General features: G+C 59.3%; 22 protein-coding genes. 9 read left to right on the top strand and 13 right to left on the bottom strand.

Annotated features, from left to right (window positions below; all coding sequences use genetic code 11):
- Window positions 1-131: 131 nt before the first annotated feature.
- From lpdA to sdhC, 7 genes are all read right to left on the bottom strand, one after another.
- Window positions 132-1,568, bottom strand: coding sequence for a dihydrolipoyl dehydrogenase (gene lpdA / locus LUU92_RS09335; RefSeq protein WP_071489582.1), 1,437 nt, complete (start codon window positions 1,566-1,568; stop codon window positions 132-134).
- Between the two features lie 99 nt (window positions 1,569-1,667).
- Entirely contained in the window at window positions 1,668-2,888 is a 1,221-nt protein-coding gene (gene odhB, locus LUU92_RS09330) for a 2-oxoglutarate dehydrogenase complex dihydrolipoyllysine-residue succinyltransferase (protein WP_071489583.1), read from the bottom strand.
- A gap of 44 nt (window positions 2,889-2,932) precedes the next feature.
- A complete protein-coding gene (locus LUU92_RS09325) occupies window positions 2,933-5,764 on the bottom strand; it encodes a 2-oxoglutarate dehydrogenase E1 component (protein WP_071489584.1) in 2,832 nt (943 codons plus the stop codon).
- 262 nt (window positions 5,765-6,026) lie between these two features.
- Window positions 6,027-6,731, bottom strand: a complete 705-nt coding sequence (locus tag LUU92_RS09320) for a succinate dehydrogenase iron-sulfur subunit (RefSeq protein WP_003172807.1) — start codon at window positions 6,729-6,731, stop codon at window positions 6,027-6,029.
- Between the two features lie 11 nt (window positions 6,732-6,742).
- Window positions 6,743-8,515, bottom strand: coding sequence for a succinate dehydrogenase flavoprotein subunit (gene sdhA / locus LUU92_RS09315; RefSeq protein WP_010211741.1), 1,773 nt, complete (start codon window positions 8,513-8,515; stop codon window positions 6,743-6,745).
- A gap of 3 nt (window positions 8,516-8,518) precedes the next feature.
- Window positions 8,519-8,887 (bottom strand): succinate dehydrogenase, hydrophobic membrane anchor protein, encoded by a 369-nt coding sequence (sdhD, locus tag LUU92_RS09310; RefSeq protein WP_003172805.1) that lies wholly within the window; start codon window positions 8,885-8,887, stop codon window positions 8,519-8,521.
- Entirely contained in the window at window positions 8,881-9,255 is a 375-nt protein-coding gene (gene sdhC / locus LUU92_RS09305) for a succinate dehydrogenase, cytochrome b556 subunit (RefSeq protein WP_003172804.1), read from the bottom strand. The genes sdhD and sdhC overlap by 7 nt, the downstream gene beginning before the upstream one ends.
- A gap of 365 nt (window positions 9,256-9,620) precedes the next feature.
- Between sdhC and gltA the strand changes: the two genes are divergently transcribed.
- Window positions 9,621-10,910 carry a citrate synthase gene (gltA, locus tag LUU92_RS09300; protein WP_028615712.1) on the top strand — a complete coding sequence of 430 codons (1,290 nt, stop codon included), beginning with the start codon at window positions 9,621-9,623 and terminating at the stop codon, window positions 10,908-10,910.
- Between the two features lie 250 nt (window positions 10,911-11,160).
- Here gltA and LUU92_RS09295 read toward each other — a convergent pair whose 3' ends face one another.
- The 3 genes from LUU92_RS09295 to LUU92_RS09285 all read right to left on the bottom strand — a co-directional run bounded on the left by LUU92_RS09295 (window position 11,161) and on the right by LUU92_RS09285 (window position 14,234).
- Window positions 11,161-12,819: a cation acetate symporter gene (locus LUU92_RS09295; RefSeq protein ID WP_071489586.1), complete on the bottom strand. Its 1,659-nt coding sequence runs from the start codon at window positions 12,817-12,819 to the stop codon at window positions 11,161-11,163.
- Window positions 12,816-13,127, bottom strand: a complete 312-nt coding sequence (locus LUU92_RS09290) for a DUF485 domain-containing protein (RefSeq protein WP_016972153.1) — start codon at window positions 13,125-13,127, stop codon at window positions 12,816-12,818. The genes LUU92_RS09295 and LUU92_RS09290 overlap by 4 nt, the downstream gene beginning before the upstream one ends.
- A 255-nt stretch (window positions 13,128-13,382) precedes the next feature.
- Window positions 13,383-14,234, bottom strand: coding sequence for a glycine betaine ABC transporter substrate-binding protein (locus LUU92_RS09285; RefSeq protein WP_257103500.1), 852 nt, complete (start codon window positions 14,232-14,234; stop codon window positions 13,383-13,385).
- 331 nt (window positions 14,235-14,565) lie between these two features.
- Between LUU92_RS09285 and LUU92_RS09280 the strand changes: the two genes are divergently transcribed.
- Complete coding sequence (locus LUU92_RS09280; RefSeq protein WP_257103499.1) at window positions 14,566-16,119, top strand: glycoside hydrolase family 17 protein; 1,554 nt, start codon at window positions 14,566-14,568, stop codon at window positions 16,117-16,119.
- A gap of 81 nt (window positions 16,120-16,200) precedes the next feature.
- Here the strand turns inward: LUU92_RS09280 and LUU92_RS09275 are convergent, their stop codons facing one another.
- A complete protein-coding gene (locus LUU92_RS09275; protein WP_071488465.1) occupies window positions 16,201-16,569 on the bottom strand; it encodes a hypothetical protein in 369 nt (122 codons plus the stop codon).
- A 236-nt stretch (window positions 16,570-16,805) separates the two neighbouring features.
- On the opposite strand from LUU92_RS09275, the gene mlaY reads away from it, so the two are divergent.
- From mlaY to LUU92_RS09260, 3 genes are all read left to right on the top strand, one after another.
- Window positions 16,806-18,104 (top strand): lipid asymmetry maintenance lipase MlaY, encoded by a 1,299-nt coding sequence (gene mlaY / locus LUU92_RS09270; protein WP_222541331.1) that lies wholly within the window; start codon window positions 16,806-16,808, stop codon window positions 18,102-18,104.
- A complete protein-coding gene (locus LUU92_RS09265) occupies window positions 18,097-18,885 on the top strand; it encodes an MlaA family lipoprotein (RefSeq protein WP_071488467.1) in 789 nt (262 codons plus the stop codon). Before mlaY ends, LUU92_RS09265 begins: the two co-directional genes overlap by 8 nt.
- A 215-nt stretch (window positions 18,886-19,100) precedes the next feature.
- Entirely contained in the window at window positions 19,101-19,604 is a 504-nt protein-coding gene (locus tag LUU92_RS09260) for a hypothetical protein (protein ID WP_257103498.1), read from the top strand.
- Window positions 19,605-19,690: 86 nt separating this feature from the next.
- On the opposite strand, the gene LUU92_RS09255 is transcribed toward LUU92_RS09260, so the two are convergent.
- On the bottom strand, window positions 19,691-20,605 hold the full coding sequence (locus LUU92_RS09255) for a DUF808 domain-containing protein (RefSeq protein WP_257103497.1): 915 nt from the start codon (window positions 20,603-20,605) through the stop codon (window positions 19,691-19,693).
- Between the two features lie 134 nt (window positions 20,606-20,739).
- Between LUU92_RS09255 and LUU92_RS09250 the strand changes: the two genes are divergently transcribed.
- Window positions 20,740-21,345, top strand: a complete 606-nt coding sequence (locus tag LUU92_RS09250; protein WP_222541328.1) for a TetR/AcrR family transcriptional regulator — start codon at window positions 20,740-20,742, stop codon at window positions 21,343-21,345.
- Window positions 21,346-21,389: 44 nt separating this feature from the next.
- On the opposite strand, the gene LUU92_RS09245 is transcribed toward LUU92_RS09250, so the two are convergent.
- Window positions 21,390-21,830, bottom strand: a complete 441-nt coding sequence (locus tag LUU92_RS09245; protein WP_222541327.1) for a GlcG/HbpS family heme-binding protein — start codon at window positions 21,828-21,830, stop codon at window positions 21,390-21,392.
- A 256-nt stretch (window positions 21,831-22,086) separates the two neighbouring features.
- Between LUU92_RS09245 and gcl the strand changes: the two genes are divergently transcribed.
- The 3 genes from gcl to LUU92_RS09230 are packed head-to-tail and all read left to right on the top strand — an operon-like array spanning window position 22,087 to window position 25,564.
- Window positions 22,087-23,862, top strand: coding sequence for a glyoxylate carboligase (gene gcl, locus LUU92_RS09240; RefSeq protein ID WP_071488470.1), 1,776 nt, complete (start codon window positions 22,087-22,089; stop codon window positions 23,860-23,862).
- 10 nt (window positions 23,863-23,872) lie between these two features.
- Complete coding sequence (gene hyi, locus LUU92_RS09235; RefSeq protein ID WP_071488471.1) at window positions 23,873-24,655, top strand: hydroxypyruvate isomerase; 783 nt, start codon at window positions 23,873-23,875, stop codon at window positions 24,653-24,655.
- Between the two features lie 18 nt (window positions 24,656-24,673).
- Window positions 24,674-25,564, top strand: a complete 891-nt coding sequence (locus tag LUU92_RS09230) for a 2-hydroxy-3-oxopropionate reductase (protein WP_257103496.1) — start codon at window positions 24,674-24,676, stop codon at window positions 25,562-25,564.
- Window positions 25,565-25,674: the final 110 nt, after the last annotated feature.

The raw sequence follows: 25,674 nt of genomic DNA, 5'->3' as shown, positions 1-25,674 counted from the left end.
GCTGCTCGCGCAACTTGCGGGGCTCAAGGCCCGTAAAGCTGCGCAAGGCTGCGTCCAGCGGATATTCCGCGGTGAGTCTTGCGCGCAAGGCTCACGACGGGCAACTCCGCCGTGGTTTCTTATTATCTCGCTTAGCGCTTCTTGCGGTTGGCGATGTGGATGGCGCCGCCATTCACTGCCAACGCTGCTTCGTGCAACGCTTCGGACAGGGTCGGATGGGAGAAGACCATCATGCCCAGGTCCTCGGCACTGGTGCCGAATTCCATACCGATCGCGCCTTGCTGAACCAGTTCTGCAGCGCTCGGGCCAATCACGTGGACGCCCAATACGCGGTCAGTCTTGGCATCAGCGATGACTTTGACAAAACCACCGGTGTCGTTGGCTGCCATGGCACGGCCAGAAGCGGCAAACGGGAAGGTGCCGACGTTAACTTCAACGCCTTCAGCTTTCAACTGCTGTTCGTTCTTGCCGACCCATGCAATTTCCGGATGGGTGTAGATAACCGATGGGATCAGGTCGTAGTTCATCTGGGTTTTGTGACCCTTGATGCGCTCGACAACCATGATGCCTTCTTCGGAAGCCTTGTGCGCCAGCATCATGCCGCGAACCACGTCGCCGATGGCGTAGACGCCCGGCACGGTGGTCGCGCAGTGATCGTCAACGTGGATGAAACCACGCTCGTCGATGTTCACGCCACTGTCGGCAGCCAGCAGGTCGGTGGTCACTGGACGGCGACCCACGGCTACGATCAGCTTGTCGAAAGTGATGGTTTTTTCGCCATCCTTGTCGGTGTAGTTGACGACAACTTCTTCGCCGTTGACTTTCGAGCCGGTGACGCGAGCGCCCAGCTTGATGTCCAGACCTTGCTTGGTCAGGGTTTTCAGCGCTTCCTTGGAAACGGCGGTGTCGGCAGCCAGCAGGAACGTGTCCAGGGCTTCCAGCACGGTCACTTCAGCACCGAGGCGGGACCACACCGAACCCAGCTCCAGACCGATCACGCCGGCGCCGATCACGCCCAGGCGCTTAGGCACAGCCTGGAATTCCAGGGCGCCGGTCGAATCAACGATCACGTTGTTGTCGACTGGAGCAGGCGGAATGTCGATTGGACGCGAACCTGGAGCCAGGATCACGTTTTCGGCTTCGATGATTTCGGTCGAGCCGTCTGGCTTGGTGATTTCAACTTTCTTGCCAGCCAGCAGCTTGCCGTGGCCTTGCAGGGAAGTGACGCCGTTGGCCTTGAACAAGGTGGCAACGCCGGAAGTCAGGCCCTTGACGATGTTGGCTTTACGACCGACCATCGCCGGTACGTCCATGGTCACGCCAGCATGGTTGATGCCGTGGATCGCGAAGCCATCCTGGGCTTCGTGGAATTTCCAGGAGCTGTCCAGCAGCGCCTTGGAAGGAATGCAACCGACGTTCAGGCAAGTACCGCCCAGCGCCAGTTTGCCTTCCTTGTCGGTGTATTTTTCGATGCAAGCAGTCGAGAGGCCCAGTTGTGCGGCCTTGATCGCGGCAACGTAGCCGCCAGGACCTGCACCAATCACTACGACGTCAAATTTCTGTGTCATGAAAATAGATCCTCTATTTGCGACAAGCTTTTAGCCGCAAGCTGCAAGCCAAGCTGCTTTTTCGTACAGCTTGTAGCTCGCAACTTGCAGCTGCTTCAATCAGATATCCAGCAACAGACGAGCCGGGTCTTCCAGCAGGTTCTTGATGGTCACCAGGAAAGTCACGGCTTCTTTACCATCGATCAGGCGGTGATCGTACGACAGCGCCAGGTACATCATCGGGCGGATCACGACTTGGCCGTTGATGGCCATCGGACGCTGGATGATGTTGTGCATGCCCAGGATCGCGGCTTGCGGCGGGTTGACGATCGGGGTCGACATCATCGAACCGAAGGTACCACCGTTGGTGATGGTGAAGGTACCGCCGGTCATCTCGTCGATGGTCAGCTTGCCGTCACGGGCTTTCTTGCCGAAGGTGGCGATGCCGCCTTCGATTTCAGCCAGGCTCATCAGTTCGGCGTTACGCAGTACCGGAACCACCAGGCCACGGTCGCTGGACACGGCAACGCCGATGTCTGCGTAGCCATGGTAAACGATGTCGTTGCCGTCGATGGAAGCGTTGACTGCCGGGAAGCGTTTCAGCGCTTCGGTGGCCGCTTTCACGAAGAACGACATGAAGCCCAGGCGCACGCCGTTGTGGGACTTCTCGAACAGATCCTTGTACTTCGAGCGCAGCGCCATGACTTCGGTCATGTCGACTTCGTTGAAGGTGGTCAGCATCGCCATGTTCGACTGGGCTTCAACCAGACGCTTGGCCACGGTGGCACGTACGCGGGTCATCGGTACGCGCTTCTCGGTGCGGTCGCCGGCAGCGAACACAGGCGCAGCGGCAGCCGGGGCAGCAGCCTTGGCAGGTGCGGCAGCCGGAGCGTTTTTCTTGGCTTCAACAGCCGCAACCACGTCTTCCTTGGTCACACGGCCGTCTTTGCCGGTGCCTTTGACGGAAGCCAGGTTGATGCCGTTCTCTTCAGCCAGCTGACGAGCAGCCGGTGCAGCGATCGGGTCTTCAGCGCCAGCAGCCGGAGCGGCAGCAGGCGCAGCGGCGGCGGCCGGTGCAGCAGCAGGCGCAGCGGCAGCAGCACTGCCCTCTTCGATCGAGCCCAGCACCTGGTTCGACAGAACGGTAGCGCCTTCTTCGGCAACGATTGCGCCCAGCACGCCGTCAGCTTCGGCCAACACTTCCAGCACGACTTTGTCAGTCTCGATGTCGACGATCAGGTCGTCACGCTTTACAGCGTCGCCTGGTTTCTTGTGCCAGGTGGCAACGGTGCCATCGGCAACCGATTCCGGGAATGACGGGGCTTTGATTTCGATAGCCATTATCTGTGGGTCCTTAAAATTCGGTTTCAGTCAGCGCGAAGGCGTTAAACAGTGAAAGCATCTTGCAGCAGTTTTTCCTGCTGCTCGGCGTGCATCGACGCATAACCACACGCAGGTGCAGCGGAAGCATCACGACCGGCATATTCCAGGCCCAGGGCCTTGTTGTGGTTGCCGATGCTGCGACGCAGGTGATGCTGGCTGCTGTACCAAGCGCCCTGGTTCATCGGTTCTTCCTGGCACCACACTACGTTAGTGAGGTTGGTGTAAGGCGCGATGGCCTCCATCAGGTCGTCTTCCGGGAACGGGTAAAGCTGCTCGATACGCACGATGGCGATGTCTTCGCGGCCTTCGGCACGACGTTTTTCCAGCAGGTCGTAGTAGACCTTGCCGCTGCACAGGACCAGGCGAGTCACCTTGGCCGCATCCAGCGCGTCGATTTCTGGAATAACGGTCTGGAACGAACCATCCGCCAGATCTTCCAGGGTCGAGATGGCCAATTTATGACGCAGCAGCGACTTCGGTGTCAGCACTACCAGCGGCTTGCGCAGCGGGCGGATCACCTGGCGACGCAGCAAGTGGTAGATCTGGGCCGGGGTTGTCGGCACGCACACCTGGATGTTGTGCTCGGCGCACAGCTGCAGGTAACGCTCCAGACGGGCCGAGGAATGCTCAGGACCCTGGCCTTCATAACCATGTGGCAACAGCATGGTCAGACCGCACAGGCGACCCCACTTGTGCTCGCCGCTGGTGATGAACTGGTCGATAACCACTTGGGCACCGTTGGCGAAGTCACCGAACTGGGCTTCCCAGATCACCAGCGCGTTCGGCGTGGTGGTCGAGTAACCGTATTCGAACGCCAGCACGGCTTCTTCGGACAGGAACGAGTCGTACAGGTCGAAACGTGGCTGGCCTTCGTACAGGTGCTTCAACGGAACGTAGGTACTGGCGTCTTTCTGGTTGTGCAGGACCGCGTGACGGTGCGAGAACGTACCACGGCCGATGTCCTGGCCGGTCATGCGGATCGGGTGACCTTCGAACGCCAGGGTCGCGTACGCCATGGTTTCGGCGTAACCCCAGTTGATCGGCAGGCCGCCGGCTTGCATCTTCTGACGGTCTTCGTAGATCTTCGCAACCTGGCGCTGCACCACGAAGCCTTCCGGGATTTCCAGCAGCTTGGCGGACAGTTCCTGCAAGGTCTTCAGGTCGAACGAGGTGTCGTGACGCGCCGTCCAGGCGTGGCCCAGGTATGGGCGCCAGTCGACGAACAGCTCTTTGTTCGGCTCTTTGACCAGGCTCTTCACTACATGCAGACCGTTGTCCAGCGCGTTGCGGTATTCGTCGACTTTCGCCTGAACACGCGCATCGTCAACCACACCGGCCTTGATCAGGCTCTCGGCATACAGCTCACGGGTAGTGCGCTGCTTGGTGATCTGCTGGTACATCAGCGGCTGGGTGCCGCTTGGTTCGTCGGCTTCGTTGTGACCGCGACGGCGGTAACAAACCAGGTCGATCACCACGTCACGCTTGAACTGCATGCGGTAGTCGACAGCCAGTTGGGTCACGAACAGCACGGCTTCCGGATCATCCCCATTCACATGGAGGATCGGCGCCTGAATCATCTTGGCAACATCGGTCGCGTACTCGGTGGAGCGCGCATCCAGCGGGTTGCTGATGGTGAAGCCAACCTGGTTGTTGATGACGATGTGAACGGTACCGCCGGTCTTGAAGCCGCGGGTCTGCGACATCTGGAAGGTTTCCAGGACCACGCCTTGACCGGCGAATGCCGCGTCACCGTGGATGGAAATCGGCAGGACCTTTTCACCCGTGGTGTCGTTGCGACGATCCTGGCGGGCACGCACCGACCCCTCGACCACTGGAGAAACGATTTCCAGGTGGGATGGGTTGAAGGCCATGGCCAGGTGAACTTCACCGCCGGTGGTCATCACGTTGGACGAGAAGCCTTGGTGGTATTTAACGTCACCGGAGCCCAGCTCGACCTTCTTCTTGCCTTCGAACTCGTCGAACAGCTCGCGCGGGTTCTTGCCGAAGGTGTTGACCAACACGTTCAGGCGACCACGGTGGGCCATGCCGATCACGATTTCCTTGGTGCCGTAGGAACCGGAACGCTGGATCAGCTCGTCGAGCATCGGGATCAGGCTTTCGCCGCCCTCCAGGCCGAAACGCTTGGTGCCCGGGTATTTGGTACCCAGGTATTTTTCCAGGCCTTCGGCAGCGGTGACGCGCTCGAGCAGGTGGCTGCGTACATCGGCGGACAGCACCGGACGGCCACGCACACCTTCCAGGCGATGCTGGAACCAGTGGCGTTGCTCGGAATCGGTGATGTGCGTGAACTCAGCGCCGATGGTGCGGCAATATGTCTGCTGCAACGCTTCGTGAATTTCGCGTAGGCTCGCTTCCTCTTTGCCGATGAACAGGTCGCCGGCACGGAAGGTCGTATCAAGATCGGCATTGGTCAAGCCGTAATGATTGATCGACAGGTCTGCAGGTGCAGGACGCTGCCAGAGCCCCAGCGGGTCAAGCTGGGCCGCCTGGTGGCCGCGCATCCGGTAGGCCTGGATCAGTCGCAATACTTCAACTTGCTTCTTCTCGTGCTCACTGCTCACGCTGCCGGCGGAAACCGGTTGGGCGCGGCGCTGGTTCTTTGCCAGCAGCACAAACTGATCGCGAATTGTTGCGTGCGATACATCGGTGGCAGCGTTGCCGTCTGAAGACAACGTCTGAAATTTGGTGCGCCATTCTTCTGGCACAGCGTTAGGGTCGTGCAGGTAGAGCTCATAAAGCTCTTCCACATAGGCAGCGTTACCACCTGAAAGATAGCCGCTGTTCCACATGCGCTGCATCACGCTTTCTTGCATGCTTGGTCACCCTCGATTTGGGGACACCACCGGCGAAAACACCGAGTTTGCTTGCAAAAGGCCAAGTGCAGCGACCAAAACAAGCCACTTAGGATCACGCTGATAGTTCGGGTACCAACCCGAATGCCCCTGCTTGTCTCATTTCTTCAAAATAAGAGCCGCGGCTTTGTAAGTCGCTGCTCAAGTTAAAACTACGGCGCCGGTTGAAGCCTGCGCCGTAGCATTTACGGGCACAACGGTCCTGCTTTTACTACAACGTCAGTTACACGCCGCTCTGCAGCAGCATGTTACGGATGTGACCAATGGCCTTAGTCGGGTTCAGGCCTTTGGGACATACGTTGACGCAGTTCATGATCCCGCGGCAGCGGAATACGCTGAACGGGTCATCCAGCGAAGCCAGACGCTCGGACGTCTTGGTGTCACGGCTGTCTGCCAGGAAGCGGTACGCTTGCAGCAGGGCAGCTGGGCCCAGGAACTTGTCCGGGTTCCACCAGAAGGACGGGCACGACGTCGAGCAGCAAGCGCACAGGATGCACTCGTACAGACCGTCGAGCTTCTCGCGCTCTTCCGGGGACTGCAGACGCTCGATGGCCGGAGCCGGCGTGTCGTTCTGCAGGAACGGCTTAACTTTCTCGTATTGCTTGTAGAAGATGCTCATATCGACGACCAGGTCACGGATAACCGGCAAACCTGGCAGAGGACGAACGATCAGCTTGTTGCCTTTGACCACGGCGGACAGCGGCGTGATACACGCCAGGCCGTTTTTGCCGTTGATGTTCATGCCGTCGGAACCGCATACACCTTCACGGCAAGAGCGACGATAGGAGAAACCTTCGTCCTGCTCTTTGATCAGTGCCAGTACATCCAGCACCATCAGGTCTTTACCACCGGTATCGACCTGGAATTCCTGCATGAACGGCGCAGCGTCCTGATCAGGGTTGTAGCGATAAACACTGACTTTCAACATGGCAGCCACCCTTAGTAAGTCCGAATCTTCGGTTCAAACGTCGGAACCGTCTTCGGCGAGAAGTTCACGGCACGCTTGGTTACGCGCTTGTCACCCGGGAAGTACAGGGTGTGGCACAACCAGTTTTCGTCGTCGCGATCTTCAAAGTCTTCACGGGCGTGGGCACCACGGGATTCCTTGCGAACCTCGGCAGCGATGGCAGTCGCTTCGGCCACTTCCAGCAGGTTCTGCAGCTCAAGGGCTTCGATACGAGCAGTGTTGAACGCCTGGCTCTTATCGTTGATCTTGACGTTGGCGATGCGCTTGCGCAGATCGGCCAGCTGGGCAATACCCTTCTGCATGTATTCGCCGGTACGGAATACACCGAAGTAGTTCTGCATGCAGCTTTGCAGCTCGCGACGCAGGGTTGCCACGTCTTCGCCATCGGTACGCTCGTTCAGAGCGTTCAGGCGTGCCAGGGCAGCCTCGATGTTGGCGTCGGTCGCGTCATCGTATTCGATGCCGTCGGTCAGCGCTTTTTCCAGGTGCAGGCCGGCAGCACGGCCGAAGACCACCAGGTCGAGCAACGAGTTGCCACCCAGGCGGTTGGCACCGTGCACCGATACGCACGCCACTTCGCCTACGGCGAACAGACCGTGGATGATCTCGTCCTCGCCTTCGGCATTCTGGGTGATCGCCTGGCCATGGATGTTGGTCGGCACGCCGCCCATCATATAGTGGCAAGTCGGGACAACCGGAACCGGAGCAACCACCGGGTCAACGTGAGCAAAGGTCTTGGACAGCTCGCAGATACCTGGCAGGCGGCTGTGCAGTACTTCTTCGCCCAGGTGATCGAGTTTCAGCAGTACGTGGTCGCCATTCGGGCCACAGCCGTTGCCGGCGATGATCTCTTTAACCATCGAACGGGCCACAACGTCACGACCAGCAAGGTCTTTCGCGTTCGGCGCATAACGCTCCATGAAACGCTCGCCGTGCTTGTTGATCAGGTAGCCACCTTCACCACGGCAACCTTCGGTCACCAGTACGCCAGCGCCGGCGATACCGGTCGGGTGGAACTGCCACATTTCGATGTCTTGTACCGGCACGCCCGCACGCAGTGCCATGCCGACGCCGTCACCGGTGTTGATCAGGGCATTGGTGGTGGACGCGTAGATACGACCTGCACCGCCGGTCGCCAGCACGGTAGCCTTGGCGCGGATGTAGGTGGTTTCACCGGTTTCGATGCAGATCGCGATCACACCGACGAACTCGCCTTGTGCGTTCTTGACCAGATCAACGGCATAGTACTCGTTCAGGAACGTGGTACCGGCTTTCAGGTTGCCCTGGTAAAGGGTGTGCAGCAGCGCGTGACCGGTACGGTCCGACGCGGCGCAGGTACGGGCAGCCTGCCCGCCTTTGCCGTAATCCTTCGACTGGCCGCCGAACGGACGCTGGTAGATACGGCCTTGCTCGGTACGGGAGAACGGCAGACCCATGTGGTCCAGCTCGAACACTGCAGCCGGGCCTTCCTGACACATGTATTCGATCGCGTCCTGGTCACCGATGTAGTCGGAACCCTTGACGGTATCGTACATGTGCCAGCGCCAGTCATCGTTCGGGTCGGCGGAGGCGATGGCGCAGGTGATGCCACCCTGGGCCGATACAGTGTGGGAACGGGTCGGGAACACCTTGGTGATCACGGCAGTCTTGTGACCGCCCTGGGCCAGCTGCAGCGCAGCGCGCATGCCAGCGCCGCCGCCACCAATAATGATGGCATCGAATGAAATAGTTGGAATGTTAGCCATGAATCAGATACCCCAAAGAATCTGCACACCCCAGACGAAGTAAGCGAACATCGCGACGCCGCAGACTGCCTGGAAGAGGAAACGTACTGCAGTCGCGGACTTGCCCAGCGCCATCGGCGTCAGGTAGTCGGTCGCGATGGTCCACATGCCTACCCAGGCGTGTGCGCCCAGGGCAACAAGGGCCAGCAGACTGAAGATTCGCATCGCATTGTGGGAAAACAGGCCGTGCCATTGCTCATAGCCAATGCCCGGATTTGCGACGAGGTATCCGATCAGGAAAATGAAATAAGCCGCGAGAACGACCGCAGACACACGCTGTGCCATCCAGTCATAGAGGCCCGAACGCGACAGATTCGTAACGCTGGTTACCATATCCAAACTCCTGCCAGAACGATCAGCACCACGGAAATGGCGATGATGATTTTCGAGCCCAGGCGGCCGCCTTCCAGCGTCTCACCGATGCCCATGTCCATGATCAAGTGGCGCACACCGGCTACCAGGTGATACAGCAGAGCGGACAGGAGGCCCCATGCTACGAACTTGGCCAGCGGGCTGGTCAAGCATGCCTTCACCTCGGCGTATCCTTCCTCGGAACCCAGGGATTTGCTCAATGCATAAAGCATGATGCCCAAGCCCAGGAACAGGATGATGCCGGAAACACGGTGCAGGAACGACGTAACGCCGGTGATGGGGAGTTTGATGGTCCTTAGGTCTAGGTTTACAGGTCGTTGGCTATTCACGGCTTTTTTTCACACTGAAGAGCCCCTAACAATCAGGGCAAAGTTGTTGGGGAGTGCGACTGGTCAGGTAAGCACCACCCAGGGAGTGCGACCCCCAATGAAAGCAAGCCCAAAAGCCCTTGGCGGTCGGTGGCCGAGTATAGACAGTTAGGTTACTAATGACAACGCGCACTCCTCACCCTAATAGCGGATTGCGCTGGGGGAATAAAAGGCGTAAATGGCAGGCAATTTCGAGGAAAAAGTACGGTTAAAGCCTTCTGGTGCAAGACTTTAGGCAAATTGACATCTGGATTTATATCAATATAGTGGTGCGGGCCCTGCGTGGGGGGTCTGTCTGATGATTTGAAGCATAAATAGGAGGCCACATGGCTGACAAAAAAGCGCAGTTGATCATCGAGGGCGCAGCCCCCGTCGAGCTGCCCATTTTAACCGGCACCGTTGGTCCCGATGTTATCGACGTACGGGGCCTGACGGCCACGGGCCGTTTCACATTCGACCCAGGCTTCATGTCGACCGCCTCTTGCGAGTCGAAGATCACCTATATCGATGGCGATAATGGCATTTTGCTGCATCGCGGCTACCCGATCGAGCAACTGGCCGAGAAATCGGACTACCTGGAAACCTGCTACCTGCTGCTAAATGGCGAACTGCCAACAGCCGAGCAGAAAGCCCAGTTCGTCAGCACCGTGAAGAACCACACCATGGTCCACGAGCAGTTGAAGACCTTCTTCAACGGCTTCCGTCGCGACGCCCACCCGATGGCCGTCATGTGCGGTGTGGTCGGCGCCCTGTCGGCCTTCTATCACGACTCCCTCGACATCAATAACCCGCAGCATCGCGAAATCTCCGCGATCCGCCTGGTTGCCAAGATGCCGACCCTGGCCGCCATGGTCTACAAGTACTCCATGGGCCAACCCATGATGTATCCGCGCAACGACCTGACGTACGCGGAAAACTTCCTGCACATGATGTTCAACACGCCGTGCGAGATCAAACCGATCAGCCCGACGCTGGCCAAGGCCATGGACCGGATCTTCATCCTCCACGCCGACCACGAGCAGAACGCCTCTACCTCCACCGTACGCCTGGCCGGTTCTTCGGGTGCCAACCCGTTCGCCTGTATCGCCGCCGGTATCGCCGCACTGTGGGGCCCTGCCCACGGCGGTGCGAACGAAGCGGTATTGACCATGCTCGATGAAATCGGCGATGTGTCCAACATCGACAAGTTCATCGCCAAGGCCAAGGACAAGAACGATCCGTTCAAGCTGATGGGCTTCGGTCACCGGGTCTACAAGAACCGCGACCCGCGCGCCACCGTGATGAAGCAGACCTGCGACGAAGTGTTGAAGGAACTGGGCATCAAGAACGACCCGCAACTCGAACTGGCCATGCGCCTGGAAGAGATCGCCCTGACCGACCCGTACTTCATCGAACGCTCGCTGTACCCGAACGTCGACTTCTACTCGGGGATCATCCTCAAGGCGATCGGCATTCCAACCAGCATGTTCACCGTGATCTTCGCCCTGGCGCGGACCGTGGGCTGGATCTCCCACTGGAAAGAAATGCTCTCCAGCCCGTACAAGATTGGCCGTCCGCGCCAGCTGTACACCGGCTACGAGTCGCGTGACATCACCCAGCTGGAAGATCGCAAGTAAGCATCGCTGAGTTGCACCGAAGACGGCCTCCCCTAGCGGAGGCCGTTTTTGTTTGTGCCGACTGGGCGACCGCTATCGGGGGCAAGCCCCCTCCCACACTGGGCTTGGTTTACACATGTCTATTTGTGAATACAGTCAAATGTGGGAGGGGGCTTGCCCCCCAGATGACGCGGGTACCCATACGCAGAACCCCAGGCAAAAAAAATGCCCCGGCCTTTCGACCGGGGCATTTCTTTTTCGGGCTGCAACCTTAGTGATTCACCGCCCCACTCGCCCCCAGGCCAGTCTGCGAACGCACAAACTGCGGGAAGTACAGCGCACGCTCTTTCTCTGCCGCCGCCGACTTGTCGGTGATGGAGAAGAACCAGATGCCGACGAACGCAATGATCATCGAGAACAGCGCCGGGTATTCGTAAGGGAAGATGGCTTTTTCATGGTGCAGGATCGAGACCCAGATGGTCGGGCCAAGGATCATCAGGCCAACCGCACTGACCAGGCCCAGCCAGCCGCCGATCATCGCGCCACGGGTGGTGAGGTTTTTCCAGTACATGGAAAGCAGCAACACCGGGAAGTTACAGCTGGCAGCAATGGAGAACGCCAGGCCGACCATGAACGCAATGTTCTGGCTTTCGAACAGGATACCCAGGCCGATCGCCAATACGCCCAACGCGATGGTGGTGATCTTTGAGACGCGAATCTCATCCTTGTCGTTGGCCTTGCCTTTCTTGATCACACTGGCGTACAGGTCATGGGACACCGCCGAAGCACCGGCCAGGGTCAGGCCTGCAACCACCGCAAGGATGGTGGCGAAGGCCACGGCCGAGATGAAGCCCAGGAAGATACTGCCGCCCACCGCGTTGGCCAGGTGCACCGCCGCCATGTTGTTGCCGCCAAGCAATGCACCAGCCGCATCCTTGAACGCCGGATTGGTGCTCACCAGCAGGATCGCGCCGAAACCGATGATGAAGGTCAGGATGTAGAAGTAGCCGATAAAGCCAGTTGCATACAGCACGCTCTTGCGCGCTTCCTTGGCGTCGCTCACGGTGAAGAAGCGCATCAGGATGTGCGGCAGGCCGGCGGTACCGAACATCAGTGCCAGGCCCAGGGAGAATGCCGAGATCGGGTCTTTCACCAGGCCGCCAGGGCTCATGATCGCTTCACCTTTAGGGTGAACCTTGATCGCCTCGGAGAACAACATATTGAAGTCGAAGTTGACGTGCTTCATCACCATCAGCGCCATGAACGAGGCACCGGACAGCAACAGCACCGCCTTGATGATCTGCACCCAGGTGGTCGCCAGCATGCCGCCGAACAGCACGTACATGCACATCAGGATCCCCACCAGGATCACCGCTACATGATAGTCCAAGCCGAACAGCAGCTGGATCAACTTGCCCGCGCCCACCATCTGCGCGATCAGGTAGAACGCCACCACCACCAGCGAGCCGCAGGCCGAGAGGCTGCGAATCTGGGTCTGGCCCAGGCGATAGGACGCCACGTCGGCAAAGGTGTACTTGCCCAGGTTACGCAGGCGCTCGGCGATCAGGAACAGAATGATCGGCCAGCCCACCAGGAAGCCGATCGAGTAGATCAGACCGTCATAGCCGGAGGTGTAGACCAGTGCGGAAATCCCCAGGAAGGACGCCGCCGACATGTAGTCGCCGGCAATGGCCAGGCCGTTCTGGAAACCGGTGATCTTGCCGCCGGCCGCATAGTAGTCGGCTGCCGATTTGTTGCGCTTGGAAGCCCAGTAGGTGATGCACAGGGTCGCACCGACAAACGCGATAAACATCACGATGGCCGATATGTTCAGGGGTTGCTTGTGCACTTCACCAGTCAATGCGTCTGCCGCCCAGACGGCCGGAGCAAAAAGCGAAGCGCCGAATATTGCCAGTAGACGACGGATCATTGCGCAGCCTCCTTGAGAATCGCATTGTTCAGGTCGTCAAACTCGCCATTGGCCCGGCGCACGTAGATGCCGGTCAGGATGAAGGCGGACACAATCAGCCCGACGCCCAGGGGAATGCCCCAGGTAATCGAGGAACCAGGGCTGAGCTTGGCCCCCAGCACTTGTGGCCCGTAGGCGATCAACAGGATGAAAGCGGAGTAAAGCCCTAGCATGATCGCCGAGAGAATCCAGGCGAACCTTTCCCTTTTTCTCACCAGCTCCTTGAAACGCGGGCTGTTTTGAATCGAGAGGTAAATGCTGTCGTTCATTGTTTTTATCCTCGCAGCACAGCTTTTTTATTATTGGAACGTATCCACTGTATGCGGCTGCCGTAGAGGTTCCAGACGACCTTAGTCTTAGATCGAGTGTAGCGAGGGTTTGCGGGGGCGCAGGGAGATTTACGGGAGGCAAAATTAATGTGGGAGGGGGCTTGCCCCCGATAGCAGTGTGTCAGCCAGTACATCGATAGCTGACAGATCGCTATCGGGGGCAAGCCCCCTCCCACAAGGGTATATCAGGGGCTGTTACTTACCGGTCCACTCGGCTACGCGCTCAGGGTGCTTGGCGACCCAATCCTTGGCCGCTGCATCAGGCTTGGCGCCTTCCTGGATAGCCAGCATGACTTCGCCGATTTCGTCCTTGGAGGCCCACTGGAATTTCTTCATGAAGTCCGCGACTTCCGGCGCTTTCTTTTCCAGGCCCTTGCTGCCGATACTGTTGACGGTTTCAGCAGCACCATAAATCCCTTTTGGATCGTCCAGGAAACGCAGTTTCCACTTGGCGAACATCCAGTGTGGCACCCAACCGGTGACCGCAATGGATTCCTGTTTGTCTTCGGCGCGGGTCAGCTCGGCGATCATCGCCGCACCCGAGCTGGCTTGCAGTTTGTAGTCGAGGCCGTACTGCTTGATCGCTTCGTCGGTCTTGAGCATCACGCCCGAGCCGGCGTCGATACCAACGATCTTGTTCTTGAAGGTGGTGTCGGTCTTGAGGTCTTCGATGGACTTGGCCTTGACGTACTCCGGCACGATCAGGCCGATCTTCGCATCCTTGAAGTTGGGGCCGTAGTCGACCACCTTGTCCTTGTTCTTGGCCCAATACTCACCGTGGGTCACCGGCAACCAGGCGGACAGCATGGCGTCGAGCTTGCCGGTGGCCACGCCCTGCCACATGATCCCGGTGGCTACCGCTTGCAGTTTCACGTCATAACCGAGCTTGGCCTTGATCACCTCTGCCGCCACGTGCGTGGTGGCAACGCTGTCGGACCAGCCGTCCACATAGCCGATGCTCAGGGTTTTGCTGTCGGCGCTGGCCAGTGTGGAGCTCATCGCAACTACCAGAGTGGCAGCTGCGCCCAAGAGTCGTCGCATCTTCATCGTACTTCCCCGAAAGTGCTGCGCCCGACGGATGCCGAGCGACGTCAACCTGTTGTTATGTGGTGCACCGCGCCCCCGTCACGCGCATCGATCCGGTGTCTGCGGCATCAGTGGAGTGCTGACAGTTCGATCATCAACCTGCCGCGCCCTTCGACCTGCTCTGTCAGCGACCTCATACAAGCAAGAAACGACATCACATAGCCAGCAGGGCGTTTTGTAGGACTTGACGCCAAAATCCCGCCCGAACTTTGCATGTCAAAATTATGCGGCCCCACTGGGACGGCCTAAATCCGGGTAAGATGCGCGACTTTGCTCTCCAGATAAGCCGACCATGCCTGCGACTGCCCGCTTCCCTGCCCTGCCCTATTTCTGCGCCCTGCTCCTCGGCCTGCTGGCCCTGATCGGCTATTGGTATGGCCTCGGCCGCTCCGTAGTGCTGCCCGATGTCGCCAGCGCCACACACAAGATGCAGTGCGCGTCCTACACGCCGTTCGATAAAGACCAATCTCCGTTTGATCAGCCGTTCAGACTGCGGCCGGACCGCATGGACGCCGACCTGGCCCTGCTGGCCACCCGCTTTGAGTGCGTGCGCACCTACACAATGGTCGGCCTGGAAGCGTTGCCAAGCATGGCACGCGAACATGGGCTGAAGGTAATGGCCGGCGCCTGGGTCAGCAGCGACCCAGTGGCGACCGAGAAAGAAATCGAAACATTGATCACGGCAGCAAACGCCAACCCTGACGTAGTGACCTCGGTGATCGTCGGCAACGAAGCGCTGCTGCGTAAAGAAGTCACCGCCAAGCAGTTGGTGACGCTGATCCAGACCGTCAAAAGCCGGATCAAGCAGCCGGTGACCTATGCGGATGTGTGGGAATTCTGGCTGCAACACCCGGAAATCGCGCCGGCGGTGGACTTCCTGACGATACACCTGCTGCCCTACTGGGAAGATGACCCTTCCGGCATCGACCAGGCGCTCAAGCACGTGGGCGATGTGCGCCAGACCTTCGGCAACAAATTCGCGCCCAAGGACATCCTGATCGGTGAAACCGGCTGGCCCAGCGAAGGTCGCCAGCGCGAAACCGCCGTGCCGAGCCGGGTCAACGAAGCCAGGTTCATGCGGGGTTTCGTGGCCATGGCCGAGGCGAATGGCTGGCGCTACAACCTGATCGAGGCCTTTGACCAGCCGTGGAAGCGTGGGAGTGAAGGTGCCGTCGGTGGTTATTGGGGCCTGTTCGATGCCAATCGGCAGGACAAGGGTATCCTCGCCGGGCCGGTTACCAATGTGCCGTACTGGCCGCTATGGCTCGGCGTGGGCGGGATCATCCTGCTGGGCACCCTGGTTCTGGGTGGCCGTGTGCGCAGCACGCGCACCGCGATCGCCCTGCCGTTGCTGGGCGCCGTGGCAGCCTGCTCCATCGGCACTTGGGCCGAGCTGACCCGCGTCACCGCGCGGTTCAACGATGAATGGGTGTGGGCAGGCTTGCTGGTGGTGTTGAACCTGCTGGTGCTGGCCCATGCCGCCCTGGCCTTGAGCGCACGGCAAGATTGGCGCGCACGCGCATTCAACTGGCTGGAGCAGCGCGCGGGCTGGCTGGTGGCGACTGCCGGTTTTGCGGGGGCGGTGATGATGCTGGCGTTGGTGTTTGACCCGCGCTACCGCAGCTTCCCGAGCGCAGCGCTGGTGTTGCCAGCCCTGGTGTACCTGGTGCGTCCGGTGACCGGACCGCGCCGGGAGATTGCCTTGCTGGCCTTCATCATCGGTGCGGGTATTGCGCCGCAGTTGTACCGTGAAGGGTTGTTGAACCAGCAGGCTTGGGGTTGGGCGGTAGTGAGCCTGCTCATGACGGCAGCCTTGTGGCGCTGCTTGCGGGTGCGCAAGGTCTAAAACCGCTATCGGGGGCAAGCCCCCTCCCACAGGTGAATGCATTACCAATGTGGGAGGGGGCTTGCCCCCGATGAGGCCCTATCAGGCAACGCGGGGCTTCCTGACCAACCGCAACCCCGCAATCACCACCGCAAACACCGCAAACGTGGTGTTGTACAACGCCAATGCCGGCAACCCGAACGCCACCCCCAGCACCGCCAACCCCCAACCCACGCGGCCAGGCACAAAAAACGCCAGCACCGACGTGATCAGCGCGGTCCAGCCCAGCACCTTGAAGTGGATCATCAGGCCCAGGTTCGAACGCAATTGGCATTCCCAGCGGCTGGCTTCATCCGCGCAGATGCCCACCCACTGGCCGTCCTCCATAAAGCCATAGCGCGCACCGTAACTGGCAGCCAACCATAGCGGCAGGGCAATAAGCAGCAAAATCAACGGTAAACGACGGGACATGGGCCACTCCGATAGGCAAAAACGGCGCTCAGCTTAATGCTCCGACAGCCGTTAGCAAGGCGCATACACACAATTAGTATTCATCAAAGCGCGGCAAAGTGTATCTTCTCGCTACTATTACCCCGATTCCGACGTTATTTACCGACTTTTCGTGCCGAGTGCTGGCACTTCGGCGACGACGCGGTGGTCATAGCCTGCGAACTTCATTAAGCACGTTTCCTCCTAGGGATTAAGTCATGCTCCGTTCCTTGCGCTGTGCTGCCCTGCTGGGCAGCCTATTTCTGAGTGCGTCAGCACTGGCCGTCGATATTGACCAGGCCAGCTATGGCTACCCTTTGACCAACCCGTTTGAAGCGACCATCGCCACCACGCCGCCCGATCTTCGGCCAACGTTGCCGAGCGATGACGAGATCAACCAATCCGACTACACCCTGAACATGCGCCCCGAGCGCGAGTTCAGCCTGCCGGACAACTTCTGGGCGGTGAAGAAACTCACCTACCGCATCGCCAAGCAGGACCGAGCGGCGCCGCTGATCTTCCTGATCGCCGGCACCGGCGCGCGGTTTGACAGCAGCCTCAACGAATACCTGAAAAAACTGTATTACCAGGCCGGCTACCATGTGGTGCAACTGTCGTCGCCCACCAGCTTCGACTTCATCAGCGCCGCCTCGCGCTTCGCCACCCCGGGGATCACCCAGGAAGACGCGGAAGATATGTACCGCGTGATGCAAGCCGTGCGCGCGCAGAACGCCTCATTGCCGGTCACCGACTTCTACCTCACCGGCTACAGCCTGGGCGGCCTGGATGCGGCGTTTGTGGCCAAGCTCGACGAGACCCGTCGCAGCTTCAACTTCAAGAAAGTCTTGCTGTTGAACCCGCCGGTCAACCTCTACACCTCGATCACCAACCTCGACAAGCTGGTACAGACCGAGGTCAAGGGCATCAACAACACCACCACCTTCTATGAGCTGGTGCTGAACAAGCTGACCCGTTACTTTCAGCAAAAGGGCTACATCGACCTTAACGACGCCCTGCTGTACGACTTCCAGCAGTCCAAGCAGCACTTGACCAACGAACAGATGGCCATGCTGATCGGCACCTCGTTCCGTTTTTCAGCGGCCGACATCGCCTTTACTTCGGACCTGATCAACCGCCGTGGCCTGATCATCCCGCCGAAGTACCCGATCACCGAAGGCACCAGCCTTACGCCGTTTCTCAAGCGTGCGTTGCAATGCGACTTCGATTGCTACCTCACCGAACAAGTGATCCCGATGTGGCGCGCGCGCTCCGATGGCGGCAGCCTGTTGCAACTGGTCGACCAGGTCAGCCTGTACGCCCTCAAGGACTACCTGCACAACAGCCCGAAAATCGCCGTCATGCATAACGCGGACGATGTGATCCTCGGCCCTGGCGACCTCGGTTTCCTGCGTAAAACCTTCGGCGATCGCTTGACCGTCTACCCGCTGGGCGGCCACTGCGGCAACCTCAATTACCGCGTCAACGCCGACGCCATGCTGGAGTTCTTCCGTGGCTAAATATCTTCTGCTGCTTGCCGCCTTGATGTGCGCAGGCGTGGCCAATGCCGACAACAGCAAGGCCCATGAGCCGGTCAATATGGATGCCGACGGCTTCAAGGAACCGCTGAGCAAGCTCAAGTTCAACCCAGGCCTGGACCAGAGGGAGTTCGAGCGCTCGTCGCTCACCGCACTCAACGTGTATGACCCGCTGGAGTCGTGGAACCGCCGCGTGTACCACTTCAACTACCGCTTCGACCAATGGGTGTTCCTGCCGGTGGTCAACGGCTACACCTATGTGACCCCCAGCTTCCTGCGCACCGGCGTGAGTAACTTCTTCAATAACCTGGGCGACGTGCCCAACCTGTTGAACAGCCTGTTGCAACTCAAAGGCCACCGCTCCCTGGAAACCACCGGGCGCCTGCTGGTCAACACCACCCTCGGTATCGCCGGCCTGTGGGACCCGGCCACCGCCATGGGCCTGCCGCGCCAGAGCGAAGACTTCGGCCAGACCCTGGGCTTCTACGGCGTGCCTGGCGGTGCGTACCTGGTGCTGCCGATCTTCGGTCCATCCAACCTGCGCGACACCACTGGCCTGATTGTCGACTACGGCGCGGAAACCCAGATCAACTTCCTCAACGTGTCGGAAGTCAGCTCCAATCACCCGGAAATCTGGGCGTTGCGTGCGGTGGACAAGCGCTATCAGACCAGCTTCCGGTACGGGCAGATGAACTCGCCGTTTGAATATGAGAAAGTGCGGTATATCTATACTGAGTCTCGAAAGTTACAAATAGCCGAATAATATAAATTCAGCAAATACAGGGCTACCCGGTTATTCGGGCAGCCCTTTTTTATTGCCAAAGATTTTCAACATAACCAGTAAAAACCTCGCCTCGCGCCGTACCGTTTTCATGGAACCGCCCAGCCATACGACGCACTAAGACTGCGCAACCGATACATTTTCCTGCCTCGCCAGAAAAACAGAAACTATACTTAATCAAATGGAGTTGTTTACTTATGATCCCTATTAAAAATGGCTACAGTACACCCTATTTCACCTCCCTGCCTGCAGCAACGCCTTCAACAACCTCAGTTCATCCCGCCCCTGTTTCCGGTCATGACCGAGACATACGTTATTCTCGCATCCTTAAACAGGTCCTTGAAGACCCTCTCTTTTCAACTCTAGACAAAAGGGGAAAACCAGACGGGGCTCAATTTCTGGACCTTAATAAATTTTATAAACAACTGGGTGGCCATTGGAACGACAAATCTTTAAGTCCGCTTCAGCAACTAATCTTTGCGATCAAGGCATTGAACGTGCTTGAACGTATCGACAGGCTGGGCGGCGCTTACTCGCCGGAAAACAACAATAAAATCGATGGCGTTATGCGCGATCGCCCAACGTTAGAAGCTCGTCACATTTCCAACACCGTACACGCAGATTCGGAATTCATGCGTTTATTGGATTATTGCGAAAGGGGAGAAGAAGCATTGTCGGGCGATATCGTTAACCGGCGATAACACGTCGCGAAGCATAATTTACAGACGGTAGAGCAAACACTTCTTAGAAGGCCATTCGATTGAATGGCCTTTTTATTGCCAACGGATCAAGCCCTCGCGGCGTTCCAGAGCTTGCCCACTGCGCTGACCACCGCCAGCACCACCGCCCCCGCAACAATCCCCACAATGCCGTTCAGCACCACCGGCACCAACCACGCCACCCCGCCCACGCCCTGGCTGACCGTTTCGATCCAGTGATGCACCACCGGCACGCCATGGGTAAGGATTCCACCGCCGACCAGGAACATCGCCGCCGTACCGATCACCGACAGGCTCTTCATCATGTACGGTGCTGCCCGCAGGATGCCGCCGCCGATACTGCGCGCCACCTGGCCGGGCTTCTGGGTGAGCCACAGGCCCAGGTCATCCAGCTTGACGATACCGGCCACCAGTCCGTAGACGCCCACCGTCATGACAATGGCGATGCCGGACAGCACGATGACCTGCTGCATCAGTGGCGCATCGGCCACAGTGCCGAGGGTGATGGCGATGATTTCGGCGGAAAGGATGAAGTCGGTACGAATGGCGCCCTTGATCTTGTCCTTTTCGAAGGCCACCAGGTCGGTTGCCGGATCGACCACAGCCTCGACCAACTGCGCATGTTCAGCCTGGTCCTGGTCCTTGCTGTGGAGAAACTTGTGCGCGAGTTTCTCGAAACCTTCGAAACACAGGTAGGCACCGCCGAGCATCAATAAGGGCGTCACCGCCCACGGCGCGAACGCACTGATCAACAGCGCTGCGGGCACCAGGATCAACTTGTTGACGAAGGAGCCCTTGGCCACCGCCCACACCACGGGAATTTCCCGTTCGGCGCGCACGCCGGAGACCTGTTGGGCATTGAGCGCGAGGTCATCGCCCAGCACCCCGGCGGTCTTCTTCGCCGCCATCTTGGTCATCAGGGCAACGTCATCGAGTACCGCGGCGATATCGTCGATCAACACCAACAAGCTGCTTCCTGCCATGAATCGGGCTTCCGTAAGAGTGAGATGGCGCGAGCATAACGCGGCAAAAGGCCCAACGGGCAGATTGTTGAGGCGCGCGGATAGCCGGTGCTACCATGCGCAACCGCCAGTCTTGGCAAGGAAACTCCAGGTTTATGAGCACCATTCGCGAGCGCAACAAAGAAAAGATCCTGCGGGCGGCGAGCGAGGAGTTCGCCGACAAGGGCTTCGCCGCGACCAAAACCAGCGACATCGCCGCCAAGGCCGGGCTGCCCAAGCCCAACGTCTACTACTACTTCAAGTCCAAGGACAACCTCTACCGCGAGGTGCTCGAAAGCATCATCGAGCCGATCCTGGCCGCCTCCACGCCGTTCAATCCGCAGGGCGACCCCAAGGAAGTCTTGAGCAACTACATCCGCTCGAAAATCCGCATTTCCCGTGACCTGCCGTTTGCCTCCAAGGTGTTCGCCAGCGAAATCATGCACGGCGCGCCGCACCTGAGCGCTGATCAGATCGAGCAGTTGAACGCCCAGGCCAAGCACAACATTACATGCATCCAGGATTGGGTGGATCGTGGCCTGATCGCGGCGATTGACCCCAATCACTTGATGTTCAGCATCTGGGCGGCCACACAGACCTACGCGGATTTCGACTGGCAGATCTCGGCAGTGACCGGCAAGGCCAAGTTGGATGAAGCGGATTACGAGGCGGCGGCGCAGACCATTATCCGGTTGGTGCTCAAGGGCTGTGAGCCGGACTGACACACCGTGGTGTGTGTGCCAATCGGGGGCAAGTCAACACAAAATCAAGCTGACACCCCGGCATCCGCCATCAACCCCACCCCCTCGATCGCCGTGATCGCACACTGCTCATCAATATCCGACGTATCCCCGCTGATCCCGATCGCGCCCAGCACCACACCTTCCTGACTTCGAATCAACACCCCACCCGGCGCTGGCACCACACTGCCCTGCCCCAGGCTGTTCAATGCGGCGATAAAGGCCGGGCGTTGCTGCGCGTCCAGCGCCAGCAGGCGTGACCCTTTGCCCAGGGCAATCGCACCCCAGGCCTTGCCAATGGCGATCTGCGGGCGCAGCAAGCTCGCGCCGTCCTCCCGTTGCAGCATGACCAGATGACCACCGCTGTCGAGCACCGCGATGGTCAGCGGCGCAGCAGAAATCGTGCGCCCTGCGGTGAGGGCCTGACTGGCCAGCTGGGTGGCAATTTTCAAGGTTAAAGCGCTCATGGTGCCGTCCTTCTTTTGTTATTGGGAAAGCGGTGCAGGCCTGAATGATCAGATGCTCCATTCAACAAATAGAACACAATGACTTTTATTTTTGTATACAATATTTTCACACAAAGGCTCCATACGTCGAAAAAAGCCGTTCAGATGAGCGCAAAGGCCAGTTTATAAAATGCATTGACCTGCGCAGCTCGCCGTGAATACACTTTGTATAGAAACCACTTGTATACAATTACAAAACGCAAGAGGCACCAAAATCATGAGCAAAATGAGAGCAATCGAAGCCGCCGTCCTTGTCATGCGCCGTGAAGGCGTAGACACCGCCTTCGGTATCCCAGGCGCCGCGATCAACCCGCTGTATTCGGCCTTGCAGAAGGTGGGTGGCATCGATCACGTCCTTGCTCGCCACGTTGAAGGCGCCTCCCACATGGCCGAGGGCTACACCCGCACCAAGGCCGGCAACATCGGCGTGTGCATCGGCACGTCGGGCCCGGCGGGCACCGACATGGTCACTGGTCTTTACAGCGCCTCGGCCGATTCCATCCCGATCCTGTGCATCACCGGGCAAGCGCCCCGCGCCCGCATGCATAAGGAAGATTTCCAGGCCGTGGACATCACCAGCATCGTCAAGCCAGTGACCAAGTGGGCAACCACTGTCCTGGAGCCCGGCCAAGTGCCGTATGCCTTCCAGAAAGCCTTCTATGAAATGCGCTCCGGTCGCCCCGGCCCGGTGCTGATCGACCTGCCCTTCGACGTGCAGATGGCCGAGATCGAATTCGACATCGACGCCTACCAGCCGCTGCCCCTGGCCAAGCCTTTGGCCACCCGCGTGCAGGTGGAAAAAGCCCTGGCCCTGCTGGACCAGGCCGAGCGCCCGCTGCTGGTGAGTGGCGGTGGCGTGATCAACGCCGACGCCAGCGAGCTGCTGGTGGAATTCGCTGAGTTGACCGGCATCCCAGTGATCCCGACCCTGATGGGCTGGGGCACCATCCCTGACGATCATCCGCAGATGGTCGGCATGGTCGGCCTGCAAACCTCCCACCGGTATGGCAACGCGACGATGCTCAAGTCAGACGTGGTGCTGGGCATCGGTAACCGCTGGGCCAACCGTCACACCGGTTCGGTCGAGGTGTACACCGAGGGCCGCACCTTCATTCACGTCGACATCGAGCCCACGCAGATTGGCCGCGTCTTCACCCCGGACCTGGGCATCGTCTCCGACGCGGGCTCCGCCCTGACGATGTTCATTGAAGTGGCCCGCGAGTGGAAAGCTGCCGGCAAACTCAAGGATCGCAGTGCCTGGCTGCACGACTGCCAGCAGCGCAAGGCCACCCTGCACCGCAAGACGCACTTCGACAACGTACCGGTCAAGCCACAGCGTGTGTATGAAGAAATGAACCAGGTGTTCGGCAAAGACACTTGCTACGTCAGCACCATCGGCCTGTCGCAGATTGCCGGCGCGCAGTTCCTGCACGTGTACAAGCCACGCCACTGGATCAACTGCGGCCAGGCCGGCCCATTGGGCTGGACCATCCCCGCCGCCCTCGGTGTGGTCAAGGCCGACCCGAGCCGCAAGGTGGTGGCGCTGTCCGGCGACTACGACTTCCAGTTCATGATCGAAGAACTGGCCGTGGGCGCGCAGTTCAAGCTGCCGTATATCCACGTGGTGGTGAACAACTCCTACCTGGGCTTGATCCGCCAGGCCCAGCGCGGGTTTGAAATGGACTACTGCGTGCAGCTGTCCTTCGACAATCTCAACGCCCCGGAACTCAACGGTTATGGCGTAGACCACGTGGCCGTCGCCGAAGGCCTGGGTTGCAAGGCCCTGCGCGTGTTCGAGCCAGGCCAGATCGCGCCGGCACTGCGCCGCGCCGAGGCAATGATCGAAGAATTCAAGGTGCCGGTGATCGTTGAGATTATTCTGGAGCGCGTGACCAATATTTCCATGGGCACCGAGATCAACGCCGTCAATGAATTCGAAGATCTGGCGCTGGTCGGCAATGATGCGCCGACTGCCATTTCCCTGCTCGATTAAGGAGAACCCTATGCCGCGTTTCGCCGCCAACCTGTCCATGCTGTTTACCGAACAGGACTTCCTTGCCCGCTTCAAAGCGGCTGCCGATGCCGGTTTCCAAGGGGTCGAATACCTGTTCCCGTATGAATTCAGTTCCGCTGAAATCAAGGCGCAGCTCGACGCCAACGGCCTGACCCAGGTGCTGTTCAACCTGCCGGCCGGTGACTGGGCCAAGGGTGAACGCGGCCTGGCGTGTCACCCGGACCGCGTCGAAGAGTTCCGCGCCGGGGTCAAGCTGGCCATCGCCTACGCCCAGGTGCTGGGCAACACCCAGATCAACTGCCTGGCGGGCATCCGCCCACACGGCGTTGATGACGAAACCCTGGAAAAAACCTTCGTCGCCAACCTCAAGTACGCCGCTGAAAAACTGCAAGCGGTGGGCATCAAGCTGGTGATGGAAGCGATCAATACCCGCGACATCCCTGGCTTCTACCTGAACAACACGGCGCAGGCCCTGTCGATTCGCGAACAGGTCGGCAGCGACAACCTGTTCCTGCAGTACGACATCTACCACATGCAAATCATGGAAGGCGACCTGGCCCGCACCATGGCCGCGCACCTGGGCGAGATCAATCATATCCAGTTGGCGGACAACCCGGGGCGTAACGAGCCGGGCACCGGTGAGATCAACTACCGCTTCCTGTTCGAGCATCTGGACCGCATCGGCTACACGGGTTGGGTCGGCTGTGAATACAAGCCGTTGACCACCACCGAAGCGGGTTTGGGTTGGTTGAAGACCCATAACGCCATCTAATAAAAAGAGGATTCTTTCATGGCTAAAATCGGATTCATCGGCACCGGCATCATGGGCCAACCCATGGCCGCGAACCTGCAGAAAGCAGGCCACCAACTGTTCCTCTCCGAGCACCACGGCAAGGCCCCGCAAGCGCTGATCGACGCTGGCGCCGTGGCCCTGGCCAACCCGCAGCAGGTGGCGCAGGAAGCCGAGTACATCATCGTGATGGTGCCGGATACACCCCAGGTGGATGACGTGCTGTTCCGCAAGGACGGCGTCGCCGCAGGCCTGTCGCCGAACAAGGTGGTGATCGACATGAGTTCGATCTCCCCCACTGCCACCAAGGCATTCGCCGCGAAGATCAACGAGACCGGCGCGCAGTACCTGGACGCGCCCGTGTCCGGTGGCGAAGTCGGCGCCAAGGCCGGCACCCTGAGCATCATGATAGGTGGCGAGCCGCAGACCTTCGAACGCGCCTTGCCGCTGTTCCAGGCCATGGGCAAGAACATCACGTTGGTGGGCGGCAATGGCGATGGCCAGACCGCCAAGGTCGCCAACCAGATCATCGTGGCGCTGAATATCCAGGCGGTGGCCGAAGCATTGTTATTCGCGTCCAGGAACGGTGCCGACCCGGCCAAGGTGCGTGAAGCCCTGATGGGCGGCTTTGCCTCGTCGAAAATCCTCGAAGTGCATGGCGAACGCATGATCAAGGGCACCTTTGATCCGGGCTTCCGTATCAACCTGCACCAGAAAGACCTCAACCTGGCACTGGCCGGGGCCAAGGAGCTGGGCATCAACCTGCCGAACACCGCCGGTACGCAACAGGTGTTCAGCACTTGCGCCGCGATTGGCGGCGGCAACTGGGACCATTCGGCGCTGATCAAGGGCCTGGAGCATATGGCGAACTTCTCGATTCGCGATAAATAACCCCTGATGAGCTGCAGTCAAATGTGGGAGGGGCGGTGCGACGATTCGACTTGCCCCCGATAGCGGTGTATCAACCGACAAAAATGTTGAATGAAAGAATGCCATCGGGG

The organism is Pseudomonas extremorientalis, from assembly GCF_024584605.1.
GTDB lineage: Bacteria > Pseudomonadota > Gammaproteobacteria > Pseudomonadales > Pseudomonadaceae > Aquipseudomonas > Aquipseudomonas extremorientalis.
Note: the sequence above shows the minus strand (reverse complement) of the source record. Positions and strands in the feature narration are given on the sequence as shown.

Coding starts and splice junctions, on each gene's coding strand:
- LUU92_RS09295 (WP_071489586.1), bottom strand. CDS start 12,819: ATGATCCGTCGTCTACTGGCAATATTCGGCGCTTCGCTTTTTGCTCCG.
- LUU92_RS09245 (WP_222541327.1), bottom strand. CDS start 21,830: ATGAGCGCTTTAACCTTGAAAATTGCCACCCAGCTGGCCAGTCAGGCC.
- LUU92_RS09275 (WP_071488465.1), bottom strand. CDS start 16,569: ATGTCCCGTCGTTTACCGTTGATTTTGCTGCTTATTGCCCTGCCGCTA.
- LUU92_RS09260 (WP_257103498.1), top strand. CDS start 19,101: ATGATCCCTATTAAAAATGGCTACAGTACACCCTATTTCACCTCCCTG.
- LUU92_RS09325 (WP_071489584.1), bottom strand. CDS start 5,764: ATGCAAGAAAGCGTGATGCAGCGCATGTGGAACAGCGGCTATCTTTCA.
- LUU92_RS09290 (WP_016972153.1), bottom strand. CDS start 13,127: ATGAACGACAGCATTTACCTCTCGATTCAAAACAGCCCGCGTTTCAAG.
- LUU92_RS09250 (WP_222541328.1), top strand. CDS start 20,740: ATGAGCACCATTCGCGAGCGCAACAAAGAAAAGATCCTGCGGGCGGCG.
- LUU92_RS09320 (WP_003172807.1), bottom strand. CDS start 6,731: ATGTTGAAAGTCAGTGTTTATCGCTACAACCCTGATCAGGACGCTGCG.
- mlaY (WP_222541331.1), top strand. CDS start 16,806: ATGCTCCGTTCCTTGCGCTGTGCTGCCCTGCTGGGCAGCCTATTTCTG.
- hyi (WP_071488471.1), top strand. CDS start 23,873: ATGCCGCGTTTCGCCGCCAACCTGTCCATGCTGTTTACCGAACAGGAC.
- gltA (WP_028615712.1), top strand. CDS start 9,621: ATGGCTGACAAAAAAGCGCAGTTGATCATCGAGGGCGCAGCCCCCGTC.
- sdhA (WP_010211741.1), bottom strand. CDS start 8,515: ATGGCTAACATTCCAACTATTTCATTCGATGCCATCATTATTGGTGGC.
- gcl (WP_071488470.1), top strand. CDS start 22,087: ATGAGCAAAATGAGAGCAATCGAAGCCGCCGTCCTTGTCATGCGCCGT.
- odhB (WP_071489583.1), bottom strand. CDS start 2,888: ATGGCTATCGAAATCAAAGCCCCGTCATTCCCGGAATCGGTTGCCGAT.
- sdhD (WP_003172805.1), bottom strand. CDS start 8,887: ATGGTAACCAGCGTTACGAATCTGTCGCGTTCGGGCCTCTATGACTGG.
- lpdA (WP_071489582.1), bottom strand. CDS start 1,568: ATGACACAGAAATTTGACGTCGTAGTGATTGGTGCAGGTCCTGGCGGC.
- LUU92_RS09230 (WP_257103496.1), top strand. CDS start 24,674: ATGGCTAAAATCGGATTCATCGGCACCGGCATCATGGGCCAACCCATG.
- LUU92_RS09280 (WP_257103499.1), top strand. CDS start 14,566: ATGCCTGCGACTGCCCGCTTCCCTGCCCTGCCCTATTTCTGCGCCCTG.
- LUU92_RS09285 (WP_257103500.1), bottom strand. CDS start 14,234: ATGAAGATGCGACGACTCTTGGGCGCAGCTGCCACTCTGGTAGTTGCG.
- LUU92_RS09255 (WP_257103497.1), bottom strand. CDS start 20,605: ATGGCAGGAAGCAGCTTGTTGGTGTTGATCGACGATATCGCCGCGGTA.